Annotated in this window: 8 protein-coding genes; 5 read left to right on the top strand and 3 right to left on the bottom strand. The window is 68.8% G+C overall.

The annotated features are described in order from the left end of the window. Positions 1–11: 11 nt before the first annotated feature. The 3 genes from EYW49_RS09245 to EYW49_RS09235 all read right to left on the bottom strand — a co-directional run bounded on the left by EYW49_RS09245 (position 12) and on the right by EYW49_RS09235 (position 7,918). Positions 12–4,397 carry a beta strand repeat-containing protein gene (locus tag EYW49_RS09245; RefSeq protein WP_131308645.1) on the bottom strand — a complete coding sequence of 1,462 codons (4,386 nt, stop codon included), beginning with the start codon at positions 4,395–4,397 and terminating at the stop codon, positions 12–14. 1,096 nt (positions 4,398–5,493) lie between these two features. Beyond that, a complete protein-coding gene (hydA, locus tag EYW49_RS09240) occupies positions 5,494–6,957 on the bottom strand; it encodes a dihydropyrimidinase (RefSeq protein ID WP_131308643.1) in 1,464 nt (487 codons plus the stop codon). 31 nt (positions 6,958–6,988) lie between these two features. Next, positions 6,989–7,918 (bottom strand): N-carbamoyl-D-amino-acid hydrolase, encoded by a 930-nt coding sequence (locus tag EYW49_RS09235; protein ID WP_131308640.1) that lies wholly within the window; start codon positions 7,916–7,918, stop codon positions 6,989–6,991. Positions 7,919–8,234: 316 nt separating this feature from the next. Here EYW49_RS09235 and EYW49_RS09230 point away from each other — a divergent pair, with 316 nt between their 5' ends. The 5 genes from EYW49_RS09230 to EYW49_RS09210 all read left to right on the top strand — a co-directional run bounded on the left by EYW49_RS09230 (position 8,235) and on the right by EYW49_RS09210 (position 13,156). Beyond that, the gene (locus EYW49_RS09230; RefSeq protein ID WP_165498193.1) at positions 8,235–9,176 is read left to right on the top strand and encodes a MurR/RpiR family transcriptional regulator; all 942 of its coding nucleotides are present in this window, start codon (positions 8,235–8,237) and stop codon (positions 9,174–9,176) included. 126 nt (positions 9,177–9,302) lie between these two features. Continuing rightward, positions 9,303–10,388 carry an extracellular solute-binding protein gene (locus EYW49_RS09225; protein WP_228259552.1) on the top strand — a complete coding sequence of 362 codons (1,086 nt, stop codon included), beginning with the start codon at positions 9,303–9,305 and terminating at the stop codon, positions 10,386–10,388. Positions 10,389–10,390: 2 nt separating this feature from the next. Then, positions 10,391–11,509, top strand: coding sequence for an ABC transporter ATP-binding protein (locus tag EYW49_RS09220; protein ID WP_228259551.1), 1,119 nt, complete (start codon positions 10,391–10,393; stop codon positions 11,507–11,509). After that, on the top strand, positions 11,499–12,368 hold the full coding sequence (locus EYW49_RS09215; RefSeq protein ID WP_131308634.1) for an ABC transporter permease: 870 nt from the start codon (positions 11,499–11,501) through the stop codon (positions 12,366–12,368). The genes EYW49_RS09220 and EYW49_RS09215 overlap by 11 nt, the downstream gene beginning before the upstream one ends. 2 nt (positions 12,369–12,370) lie before the next feature. Beyond that, positions 12,371–13,156, top strand: coding sequence for an ABC transporter permease (locus tag EYW49_RS09210; RefSeq protein ID WP_131308631.1), 786 nt, complete (start codon positions 12,371–12,373; stop codon positions 13,154–13,156). Positions 13,157–13,277 lie beyond the last annotated feature (121 nt).

Here is a 13,277-nt window from a genome sequence, read left to right as displayed (position 1 = left end):
CCCAATCGCCCTCAGAACTGGTACCTCAGCCCTGCCGTGATCGACTCGCCGGCGATCTTTTCGCCGAAGCGATAGTCGGCGCGGATGAAGCCGGTGGCGCCGGTGTCGAGGATCTGACCCGCCACCGTGGCGCCGATCTGGCCGAAGGTGCCGACGCGGCTGGTCGAGATCGACGCGGTCGGGCCGGCCGGGCCGTCGGTGTAGAGGGCCGTGGCGTTGCCCGCGAACTCGTGCCAGACGCTCGCCTGGACCGACGGACGCAGAACCAGCTTTTCGGTCGCCTGGAAGACCGCCCCGACGCGCAGGCGCAGGCTGCCGATCAGGCTGTCCATGTCGGCGACCGCGATGGTGCCGCCGCCGGGCAGGCCGACGTCGCCGACCGAGGCGCGGACGTAGTTCAACGCCACCGACGGTTCGACGAACCAGGTCGCGTCGATCGGCAGAACCGCACCGGTCGAGGCGACGGCGGTGTAACCCTGCCCCGCCACCTTCTTGCCGTTCAGCCCGGCCACCGCATTGGTCAGGCGGATGTCGTAATAGTTGCGCTGGATCTGGAGGTCGGCGAAGACGCCGTGCCCGGTCAGGGCGGTGTAGACGCCGAAGAACGGCGCATCGACCTTGGCCTTCGAGGTCGTCGCCGACAGGCGATCGGCGTCGTAGAGCGTCACCGACCCGGCGGTCAGACCGAAATGGGCGTTCCAGCCACTCTCCGAGATGTCGGAGAGGCTGCCGTCGACGCCCGCCTGGAAACCGGCGAAGGTGGTGCGGAACCGCGAGGCGCCGTTCGTCGCCGCGACGCCGCCGGCCCGGGTCGCGGTGTCGCTCGACACGTCGTAGCGGCCGGCCTTGGTCCGCGCCCAGACGGCGAGCGCCAATTGGTCGACCTTGGGATCGGTCGGCCCGGTGATGAAGGCGCTGGTCGGCTCGATGAATCCGGTGCTGATCGAGGTCAGCGTCGCGGCGACGCTGCCGGCCGCCGCGGCGGAGCCGCTGGGATTGAGGGTCGAGACGACCGCCCAGGCGCTGCCGACGCGGGTCAGCGCGTAGTCGATCAGGCCCGACGACTGGAGCGTACCGGGCGCGGCGACGAAGCCGGCGCTGGTGCCGCCGTCCTGCACCACCACGATCGGATTGGAGAACAGGCCGCGGCCGCCGACGTCGTGGAACTCGACGACGGTCGTGCCGGAGGTGGTGCCGCCGACCTGCAGCTGGTCGGCGCGTTGGGCCGCGGAGGCGGTGCTGGAGCGATCGATGTCGACGGCGATGGTGCTCGCGCCGGAACCGGAGAAGGTGCCGCCGATCTTCAGCACGTTGTCGACCGTGCCGTTGTTCAGATCGATCCGGCCCTGGTTGACGAAGTTGCCGTTGGTCAGGGTCAGGGTCGAACCGGCGGACAGCGCCACCGTACCGGTGGCGGTGTTGGTGAAGGTCAGGGGGCCATTGATCGTCGCGGTCGCATTGGGATTGGCCACGCCGATCCGGAAGGTGCCGCTGTTGTCGAAGGTGTTGACGCCGGCCAGCGTCCAGGTGCCGGTGGTGGCGTTGCCCGCCCCGTTCTGCGCCGCGGTCGGCAACAGGTTCCAGATGCCCTTGTTGACGAAGGCGTTGGTGCCGCCGGTCGTGGTGAAGCCGCCATTGATCACCCCGCCGACCTCGTTGGTCACGGTGGCGGTCTTGCTGCCCTTCTGGTCGAGCGCGATCGCCACCGGATCGACCAGGGCCTGCGAGGTGATGGTGCCGCCGTTGGTCACGGTCAGCGTGCCGTCACCGGACGCCGTGAGCTTCACGCCGGTGGTCGTTGCGACGATCGCGCCGGCATTGGTGACGGTCAACGCCCCCGACACGGTGGTGAGATCGACGCCGACCAGCGGATCGATGGTCGCGGCGGTCGCGATGGTCACGTCGATCGCCCCGCTCGTCGATGTGCCGGCGATGCCGGTGGCGACCGCGAAGAGGTCGCCGTCGACCGTGACGGTGGTCTTGCCGGTGGTCGCCGCGGTGACGATGCCCTTGCCGGCCTCGGCGAGGCTGGTGCCGATCGTCCGGCCGGCGGACAGGGTCACGTCGATCGTACCGGTGCCGGTCGCCGTGGCCGCGATGCCGGTTCCGGTGGTCGCCGTGGCGATCGAGGCGGCGACGATGGTGGTGGCGCCGTCGACCGCCGAGGTGCGGATGCCGCCGCCCGTCGGGGCCGAAACCGTGGCCACGGTGGTCACGGTGATCGTGCCCGCGGCCTTGGTCGAAGCGTCGATGGCGAGGGCGCCAGTGGTCGCCGTGACGGTCGAGGCCGGCGTCACCGTGACGTTGCCGCCCTGCGACGACGCGACGATGCCCGTGCCGGTACCGGCGAGAATCGCGCCGGTGCCGTTCACGACGACGGCCGCGAGTTTGGCATCGGTGCCGGTACTGACGGCCGAGATGCCGCCGGACTTGCCGGTCACGGCGCCGGTGGTCTCGATGTCGATCGAGCGGACCGTCGACGCATCGATGCCGCGCAAGGTGGTGCCGGTGACCGTGCCGGCCCCGTCGATGACGATGTCGCCGCCGGCGGCGAAGATGCCGTTGGTCTGACCGAGGGCGCCACCGTTGGCGTGGACGGTGTTCGGGACGGCACCGGCCCCGGTGACGGTCGACGAGATCCCGTTGGCCGCGGAACCGGTGGCCAGCCCGTTTGCGGTGATGGTCGAGCCGGTCTGGGCGACGACGACGATGCCGTTGCCGGTTCCGCCGGTGGCGGCGCCGTTCACGGTGATCTTCGCCGCCCCGCCGGTCACGGTGACGTCGACACCGTCACCGCCGGTGCCGGTCGCGCTGGTGACCGTGACCGTCGCCGCCGTCGACGCCTGGACGTGGACGCCGTCGGCGCATCCCGAAACGTTGCCGGCCGAGAGGGAGATCGTGCCGCCGCTCAGGCCGACCCCGTTGCCGCAGACCGACGGGGCGCCACCGCCACCGGTCACCGCAGCGACGACGTCGGCGAAGGCGGTGATGGTCGTCGCGGCGGAGGCGGCGGAGGTCGAGATGCCGGTGGCGATCGCCGTCGCTCCGCCGGCGGTCTGAGCGACGTCGCCGAGCTTCAGATCGGTGCCGCTGCCGCCCTGGACGACGACCGAGCCGGTGATCGTGCCGGAGCGATCGATGGTGACGGTGCCGCCCGAGGTCACGTCGATCGCCACGCCGTCGAGACCGGTGGTGGTGCCCGCCCCGGTGATCCGAATGTCGCCCGAGGTCGAGGTCGCGCGGATGCCGGTGGCGCCGGTGATGGCGCCGGTGCCGCCGACGGTGATCTTGCCGTCGGTCGAGGTGGCATCGACGCCGGCACCGCTCACGGCCTTGCCGGTGGCGGTGACGGTTCCGACCGTGGTGACGGTGAGGATCGCCGCGGTCGAGGTCGCGGCGGAGGTCGCCACGATTCCGGTCGCCGAGCCGAGCACATTGGTCGCGGTGGCCTTGGTGACGTCGGCGATCACCGACACGTTGGAGGTGCCCGAAGTGCCGGCGTTGGCGGCGCGAATGCCGATCGCCGTGTCGGGGGCGACGACGGCGATGGTGGCGCCCTGGGTGTCGACCCCGACGCCGTTGGTGGCCCCCGCCCCGAGGATGGCGGCATCGACGCCGGTCGAAGCGGTCGGCGCGCCGGAAGTCACGACGGTTCCTTTGACGGAGACCGAGACCCCGCCGGTGGTGCTGGTGGCGGCGATGCCGTTGCCGCCGACGACGGTGCCGTCGTGGTCGACGACGACGCTGCCGCCGGTGGCGGTGGCGATCAGGGCGGTGCCGTTGGTGCCGGCGACCAGAGTGCCCTGGCCGAGGACGAAGATGTTGCCGGCGTCGCTGGTTGCGCGCAGACCGGCGGTGACGCCGGAGATCGTCGAGCCGGCGCCCTGGGTCAGGCGAATGTCGCCGTTTCCGCCCACGGTGGTGGCGCGCAGACCGTCGGCCACGGTCGAGGTCAGGTTGCCGAGAATCCCCGCGCCCGACGGCGTCGTGGTGCCGATGTCACCGCCGGTGTTGCGCAGGATCAGGGCGGTGCCGTCGAGCGTCAGGCCGGGCTCGATCACGACGGCAGGATTGGTCGTCGAGGTGATCGACGAGGTGGCGTCCAGGAAGACGTTCAGCCCTTGGGCCGCTCCGCCGGAGGTGGCGGCGAAACCCAGGGTACTGGTCTCGGCGTTGACGAAGGAGGTGGTGAGGGCACCGACCGCCCCGGCGAAGGAAACCGGCCCGCTGCCACCGTCGCAGACGATGTTTCCGCCTCCGGGGACGCAATCGGCCAAGGCCGCGGTCGAGAACGACAGCAGTGTCGTCGAGAGAAACCCGAGACCCAGCGCGGTGCCGCTCGAGAGAGCGCCGATGCGCGAACGGCCGCGCGAACCAGTGTCCGTCAAATCGAACATGTATCCCCCAAAACCAAAACGCAGAATTCTCAGGATCGCGGCCCGATGACGCGAACATCTCGACGAATGCCAGAGATGAACGAGCCCCCTTCACGATGTCGCGCGCATGCGATCTCGCTGGTCGACGATCGGTAAAGGTCGAAGCTCGGCACATCACCGATGTTGTCGAGACCGAAGTGATCACGGGCCGGCGCACACCGGTCTCGCGACCGCATTTCGAATAGATCGAGCCCGATCCCCCCGGCTCGTACACGGCAGTCTCGGAAGATCTTCGGGCCGGGGCCGAAACGGCGCATACCCCAACCGGGGGAGGAGGAAGAAATACCCGTTTCTGTTGCAAATCCGCCACCGATCGTCACTCGGTGGCCGCGAACGGGTCCACTCCGCCGCACCCGGCGTGACGAGTACCGGCGGAGCCGGTGGGCGGGACATGCGGAGACCCAGGGGGATGACGATTGGGGGGGCGCTGATCGTCGGCGGCTGGTTCGCCGCCGCGCTCGCCGCCTCGGGGCCCGGGGACCGGGCGAGGGCTCCCGGCCGGGTCGTGAAGGTGTCGACGAGATCGAAATCCGAGAGTCGGGTTTTCGGATATTTCGAAAAGAGATCTCAGACGATCAGGTTTTTCATCGCGATTCCGGCATTCATCCGGCTCACGAGTACCGCATCGGCGGGTCTGATGATCCCGTCACCTCGGACAATGAAGGAATCGAACGAGCGATCGATCGCGGAGCAAACGTCGAAGTCGTCGCGTCGTTCGCGACGAAGTGCTTCTCATTCACCGATTCCAGATCTGTCGCTCCCGACGCGTATGGCGATGAAGTAAAGACGCAAATATTCGAACGGGCCGCTCAGAATATCAATTCGCATTTCAAATCGTACTAGGTCGCTTGCGGCGACGGTGCGTCCGATATCATCGCCAAACCCGGATTCGGCGTGAGACCGACTTTGCCGGACGCGACCCCGCGGCCGAGTCTCCGACCCCGGCCGGCGCTCTCGGCAAAGCCCGAGCCGCGGGTGCAGCGGCTCGAACGATGCGGGCCGGGCCTGGGATCGGGCAGCGCGGCGGGGCGCCCGCAGGCGCCCTGCCCCGTTGCCGTCAGACCGCTTCGGCCTTGAACCGGCCGGAGTCGCGGGGGATCGCGCGGCGCGAAGACGGCCGCGCCGGATCGGGGCGATCGCAGGGCAGGAATTGGCCCTGGCCGGGCGCGACGTGCAGCGCGCCGTCGTCGCAGACCACCGTGCCGCGCGAGATCACCGTGATCGGCCAGCCGCGCACCACCTGACCCTCGTAGGGCGTGTAGTCGACGTCGTGGTGGAGCAGGTCGTTGGTGATCGTCACCTCGCGCTCGGTGTCCCAGATCGCCAGATCGGCATCCGACCCGACGGCGATGGTGCCCTTGCGCGGATAGAGGCCGTACATCCGGGCGGGATTGGTCGAGGTCAGTTCGACGAAGCGGGTGAGCTCGATCCGCCCCTCGCCGACGCCGCCGGAGAACAACAGCGGCAGCCGCGTCTCGACCCCCGGCACGCCGTTCGGCACGGTGCGGAAGGGGGCGCTCTCGCCGCCGAGCTTCTTGCCTTGCGGATCCTCGTAGCGGAACGGCGCGTGGTCGGACGAGAACACCTGGAAGGCGCCGTTTGCCAGCCCGTCCCAGATGTACTGCTGGTTCGCCTTGTCGCGCGGCGGCGGCGAGCAGACGCATTTCGCCCCTTCGAATCCGGGGGCGGCGAGATCGTCGGCGCTGAGGAACAGATATTGCGGGCAGGTCTCGGCGTAGAGCCGCAGGCCCTTGCCCTGGGCCCAGCGGATCTGTTCGGTCGCCTCGCGTCCGGAGACGTGGACGATCAGGATCGGCAGATCGGCGAGTTCGGCGAGCGAGATCACCCGGTGGGTCGCCTCGCGCTCGACAACTTGCGGCCGCGACACGCCGTGGAAGAACGGCGCGGTCTTGCCCTCGGCCTCCAGCCGCTCGGTCAGCCAAGCGATGCAGTCGGAATTCTCGGCGTGGACCATGACCATGGCGCCATGGGCGCGGGCGGCGGTGAAGACGTCGAGGATCTGGCGATCGTTAAGCTTCATGCCCTCGTAGGTCATGTAGATCTTGAACGACGTGTAGCCTTCGGCGATCAGCTCCGGCAGCTCGCGCTCGAGCACGTCCGGGGTCGGATCGGCGATGATCAGATGGAAGGCGTAGTCGATGTGCGCCCGGCCGTCGGCTTCCGCGTGATAGGCGGCGACGGCGTCGCGCAGGCTCTGGCCCTTGGCCTGGGCGGCGAAGGGGATGACCGTGGTGTTGCCGCCGAAGGCCGCCGAGCGGGTGCCGGTCAGGAAGTCGTCGGCCATGCGGCTGCCGTCGCCGGCCGGCTGGGCGAAGTGGCAATGGCCGTCGACGCCGCCCGGCAGCACCAGCCGGCCGGTGGCGTCGATGTCGCGCATCCCCGGCGGCAGCGCCTCGGCGAGGGCGACGATGCGTCCGTCGCGGATGCCGATGTCGCAGCGCGTGACGTCGGCGGCGGTGGCGATGGTGCCGCCGCGAATGGTCAGATCGAATTCCGCCATGGGGTCTTCTCCTTCATCCGAGATCGCAGCGTCAGCGACGGGTGGCGATCGGCGCCGACAGGAGCGGGTACATCTCCGGGCGCCGATGCTTGGCGAAGTCGAAGATGTTGGCGCGGATCTCGGTGCAGCGGTCGAAGTCGCAGTCGTGGATCACCAGTTCGTCGTGGAGCGTCGAGGCCTGAGCGACGATCTCGCCGGTCGGGGCGACGATGCAGCTCTGGCCGATCAGGTCGCAGTTCTCTTCCTTGCCGGCCTTGGCGACGCCGACCACCCATAGGCCGTTCTGATAGGCCCCGGCCTGGAGGCTCAGGTGATTGTGGAAGCACTGGAGATGATCGTGCTCGGGGGCGAGCGGATAGTGGACCGGCGTGTTGTAACCGATCAGCACCATCTCGGTGCCGCGCAGCGCATGTTCGCGGTAGGTCTCGGGCCAGCGGCGGTCGTTGCAGATGGCCAGCCCGATCTCGCCGCCGAGCGCCGTCACCGGCGAAAAGACCTCTTCGCCGGGCTCGAAATAACGCTTTTCGAGATGCTGGAAAGCGCGCCAGGGTTCGTTCTCGGTGTGGCCGGGCAAGTGGATCTTGCGGTAGCGGTGGACGATCTGCCCTTCGCCGTCGACCAGGATCGCGGTGTTGAAGCGGCGGATGCGACCGCCGATCTCCAGCTTCTCGGCGAAGCCGAAGGAGAAGCCGATGCCGAGCGCGCGAGCGCGCTCGAACAGCGGCAGCGTCGCGGCGTTGGGCATCTCGGTCTCGAAGAAGGTGTCGACCTCGGCCTGATCGGGCATGTACCAGCGCGGAAAGAACGTGGTCAGCGCCAGTTCGGGAAAGACCACCAGGCCGCAGCCGCGCGCCGCCGCCTTGTCGAGCAGCGCGATCATCCGCACCACCACCGCCTCGCGGGGCTCGGCGCGGGCGATCGGGCCGAGTTGGGCAGCGCCCACCACCAGATTTCTGGGCATCTCGGAAGTCTCCTCATGAAGCGGCGGCGGATGCCTCGGCATCTCCCCGACCGGCCCGTTCGGGCAGAACTGCAGCAGCCCCGGCGCGGCCGTGGGCGAAGGGGCGGCGAAGCCGAGCACGCCGCCGAGCCGGACGCAAGCGCCGGCCGGCGATCGGGCGAGGTCGAGGCGGGACGATCGCGGGAAGCGATCCGGCCTCCGCGGAGCTCGTGGTCATGGTCTCGCCGTGGCTCGTTTTCGGATGGCACCCATTTCCTTTCAGGGGTACCGTCCTCGGCGTGGCCGTCAAGCACAAATGAAAGGACATTTTCACAGAATGGCGCCTTCGAAATCACCCCCTCTTGTCGACGACACCGATCGGACCCCCGACACGGCGGCCGACGAACGGCCGATCGACGCCCGAATCCATGCGGTTTTCGACAGTCTGACGGGCAGCGAGAAGCGCCTCGCCGAGGTGGTGATGGAGGCGCAGGGCAATCTCTCGGCCTTCGCGGCGCGCGAGCTCGCCGATCGGGCCGGCGTGTCCAATGCCACCGCCGCGCGGTTCTTCCAGCGCCTCGGTTACGACAGCTACAACGACGCCCGCCGCGCCGCGCGAGTCGCGCACGATTGGGGGTCGCCGCTCTACGAGCTGACCGGCATCGGCGAACGCCGCCTCGCCGCCGGCGATTTCGGCCTGCACATCGCCCAGGACCTGCAGAATCTCGCCCGCACCGCCGAGATGTTGACGCCGGCCATGCTGGCCTCCGCGGTCGACGTGATCGTCGGCGCCAAGCGGCTGTGGATCCTCGGCTTTCGCAACTCGATGGCGCTCGCCGGCTATGCCCGCGGGCTGCTCGTCCACGTCAAGCCGGACGTGCGCCTGCTGCCGATCGCCGGGCAGACGCTGGCCGAAGATCTGGTCGGGCTCGGCCCCGACGACGCCCTGCTGGTGCTGGGCTTCCGGCGGCGGCCGGTGATTCTGCGCGAGGTGATGGCGGTGGCCCGGGAGGCGGGCACGCCGACGGTGCTGATCGCCGACCTCACCGCCGGACGCACCGCCCAGCTCGCCACCGTGACGCTGCGCTGCCACAACCGCGGGCATTCGCTGTTCGACAGCTACGCCGCGCCGATGAGCGTGCTGAACTACCTGTGCTCGACGGTCGGCCTGGCGCTCGGCGAAGACGCGGTGGCGCGGCTCGCCGACATCGAGCGGTTGCACGAGCGGCTCGATCCGCTGGTCAAGCAGAGCTCTGTGCGAGGCAGGTCGAATAAATAGGCAATTGCCCGAAAACGGAACATCGATTTCATATTGCCTGTCCTCCGAAATTAACTTTTCATGGACGCGACGGGATGGGAGCGACGAGGTCGCCAGCCCCACCGCGAACGACGAGGACCAGAGCCGATGACCTTCGAGATGCGCCGCAGGGAATTGTTGAAATCCGTCCTGGCCGGAGCCGCCCTCTCCGCGGTCGGCCCGCTGCGCGGCGTCGCGCAGGCGGCCGGCGAAACGGTGGCCTGGCTGACCTGGGAGAATCTCGCCAAGGACGACTATCTCGCCGCCCTGGTGGAAAAGACCGGCATCAAGATCGAGAAGAGCTTCATCGGCTCGGACGACGAACAGTTCGCCAAGCTGCGCGCCGGTGGCGCCTCGTCGGTCGATCTGATCACCCCCGGCCTCGACAAGGTCGAGTTCTACGTCGCCTCCAACCTGCTGCAGCCGCTCGACCTCGCCAAGATCCCCAACGCCGCCAAGCTCTACGACACCTTCAAGACGACCAAGCTCGGCAAGAAGGACGGCAAGACCTACGGCATTCCGTTCTATTGGGGCATCAACCCGATCGTCTATCGCGCCGATCTGATGGACGCCGAGCCCGACTGGTCGGTGTTCTTCGAAGGCGAGAAGTACAAGGGCAAGCTCGCGATGCGCGACTACGCCCTCGAAGGAATCATGATCGCCGCGATGTATCTCGGCATCCCCAAGGACAAGATGTTCGATCTCGGCGACAAGGAACTGGCCGAAGTCAAGAAGGCGCTGATTGCCCAGAAGAAGCTGCTGCGCACCTATTGGACGTCGATCGGCGATCTGACCAATCTCTACGCTTCGGGCGAAGTAGTCTGCGCCTTCTCGTGGGTCCCGCCCTATTACGATCTGACGGCGCGCGGCCTGAAGATGGGCATGGCCAAGCCCAAGGCCGGCGTCATCGGCTGGTGCGACACCATCGCCATTCCGGCCGGCGTCACCGGCGCCAAGCTCGATGCGACCCTGAAGGTGGTCGACTATCTGCTCGGCCCGGACTACGGCAAGAAGCTCGCCTTCGGCGGACCCTATGCCCAGTCGACCTCGGCCACCCGCGACGCGCTGCCGGTGGACCAGCAGGAGAAGATCTTCATCAAGGATCTGTCGGTGATGGACAGCTTCGTGTGGAAGGCCAATCCGCCGCGCTACACCGAGTGGGTGGCGCTGTGGAACGAAGTGAAGGCGAGCTGACGATGACCCGCACACGGCCCGATCCGGAAACTCGCGCGGCGGCCCGTCCGCTGCTCGAGGCCATGGCTCTGCACAAGAGCTACGGCCCGGTCGCGGCCGTGCGCGGCATCGACTTCGCCCTGCCGGTCGACGCCTACGTGACCCTGCTCGGCCCCTCGGGCTGCGGCAAGACCTCGATCCTGCGGATGATCGGCGGCTTCGAGACGCCGTCGTCGGGGCGCCTGCTCCTCGACGGCGCCGATCTCGACGGCGTTCCCTCGGCGGCGCGGCCCGTCAACACGGTGTTCCAGAGCTACGCGCTGTTTCCCCACCTGACGGTCGCCGACAACGTCGCCTTCGGGCTCGAGGTCAAGGGCCGCGGGCGCGCCGAAGTGGCCGAACGCACCGCCAACGCGCTCGCCCTGGTGCGCATGTCGGAGATGGCGTCGCGGCGGCCCAATCAGCTCTCCGGCGGGCAGCAGCAACGGGTGGCGCTCGCCCGCGCGATCGTCAACGAACCGCGGCTGTTGCTCCTCGACGAACCGCTGTCGGCGCTGGATCGGCGGATGCGCAAGGACATGCAGATCGAACTCAAGGATCTGCAACGCCGCCTCGGCCTGACCTTCGTCCACGTCACCCATGATCAGGAGGAGGCCTTCGCGCTCTCCGACCACATCATCGTGATGAACGCCGGCCGGATCGAGCAGCAGGGCACACCGGAAGAGATCTACCGCCGCCCGGCCACCGCCTTCGTCGCCGACTTCATCGGCGGCGCCAATCTGTTCGCGGGGCCGATCGTCGGGCTCGGCGAGGGGGTCGCGACCATCGCCACCGCCTTCGGTCCGGTCACCGCACCGGCGGTCGCGGGGCTCGCGGTCGGCGCCGACGCCGCGCTCTGTCTGCGCCCGGAGATGCTGGCGCCGGCGGCGGGTGGACCGCTCGCCGCGACGGTGCGCCACGTGGTGTTCCAGGGCGCCGACTGGCTGGTCGAACTCGAGGCGGCCGGTCGTTCGGTGGCACTGCGGCTGGAGAGCGAGCGCGGCCCGACGGTCGGCGACCGCGTCGACCTCGGTTTCGACGCGGCCGGCGCCTGGATCACCGCGGGCGCGCCGGTCGCCGGGGACGCCCGCGATGGCCACTGACAGCGATCGCGGCGGCCGGCTCGCCCTGCCGGTGGTGCTGGTGCTGGTCGCCGGCTGCGCCCTGCCGCTCGCGGTGCTGTTCGTCTTCTCGTTCTTCCAGGTCGATTTCGTCGCCATCCTCAAGGTGCCGACGCTGAAGAACTACATCAAGGTGGCGTCGAGCCCGACTTATCGCAGTCTGATCGGTCAGGCGATCGCCTCGGGGCTGACGGTGGCGGCAATCTCGGCGGTGATCGGCTATCCGCTCGCCTGGGTGATCGCCAAGCGCGTCCACTTCATGAAGTCGGCCTGCCTGACCCTGCTGCTGATCCCGCTCTACACCGGCGATCTGGTGCGCATCTTCGCCTGGCGGGTGGTGCTCGGCGCCGAGGGGGTGATCAACGCCTTCCTGATGTGGGCCGGGCTGGTGCGCGAGCCGATCCGGGCGCTGCTGTTCTCGCCCTTCGCCACCCATGTGGTGCTGACCTACGACTATCTGCCGTTCATGGTGCTCGGCCTGTGGCTGGCCTTCGAGAGCCTCGACGATCACCTGCTCGAGGCGGCGCGCGATCTCGGCGCGAGCGAGGCGACGATCTTCCGCCGCATCGTCCTGCCGCTGACCTCCCCCGGGCTGATCGCCGGGGGCATGATGGTGTTCGTGCTGGTGGTCGGCGACTACCTGACGCCGCAGCTGATCGGAGGTTCGTCCGGGGTGACGGTGATCAGCGCCATCAACGATCTGTTCGGCACCGCCTTCGACTGGCCGCTCGGCTCGGCGATCGCCTCGTCGCTGCTGCTGATCCTCGGCGTGTTGATCGCCGCCGCAGCGCTGGTGGTCGGGCGCTCGACCTGGGGTCGCGCCGTGGTGGGAGGCGAATGACCATGGCCCGCTCGCCCCTCGGCACCCGCTTCGCCTGGACCCATGTCGGCCTCGTCTATGCCTTCATGTATCTGCCGGTGGCGGTGATCGCGCTGTTCTCGTTCAACGCCTCGGCGATCATCGCCTTCCCGCTCCAGGGCTTCACCCTCGACTGGTACGCGCGGATCCTGGTCGACGCCCGCATCCTCGGCGGGCTCGGCGTCACCTTCGCGGTGGCGATCCCGACGGCGGTTCTTTCGACCGTCCTCGGGGCGATGGCGGCGCTGGCCCTGACCCGGCACGCCCTGCGCTGGCGCAAGACCTTCGCCTGCCTGCTGTTCCTGCCGTTCCTGGTGCCCAAGGTGATTCTCGCCGTGGCGCAGCTGATCGTGCTGTCGGAGCTCGGGATCACCAAGGGCGTCACCACCATGGTGCTCGGCCAGACGCTGATCATCCTGCCCTTCACCACGCTGGTGATCGCCTCGGTGCTGATCCGCCTCGACCGGCGGCTCGAGGAGGCCGCCGCCGATCTCGGGGCGAGCCGCGCCCAGATCTTCCGGCGGGTGCTGTTTCCCTTGATGAAGAACGGCCTGCTCGCCGCCTTCTTCGTCGCCTTCGTGCTGTCGTCGTCGGAATATGTCGTGACGTCGTTCCTCAGCGGCCGCTCGCAGCCGCTGTCGATCCTGGTCGCCTCGGATTTCCGCTTCAACCTGTCGCCGACCCTCGACGCCCTGGCGGTGCTGATGGTCACCGCCAATCTGGCGCTGGTGGCGATCGGCGAAATCATCCGCCTGCGCGCCCGCCGCTGAGCGACCGCCGGCGCCCGCCGATCCGCGTACGACGCCGAAGCACGCCCGCCCCGACGATCGCCGCGGCCGGAAACGGCTCAGCGCGGGCGCGTTGAAACGAGAGCTTCCCCAACGGAAATCT

Source organism: Siculibacillus lacustris (assembly GCF_004328075.1).
Classification (GTDB): domain Bacteria; phylum Pseudomonadota; class Alphaproteobacteria; order Rhizobiales; family Ancalomicrobiaceae; genus Siculibacillus; species Siculibacillus lacustris.
This window is presented reverse-complemented; position numbering and strand designations above follow the sequence as displayed.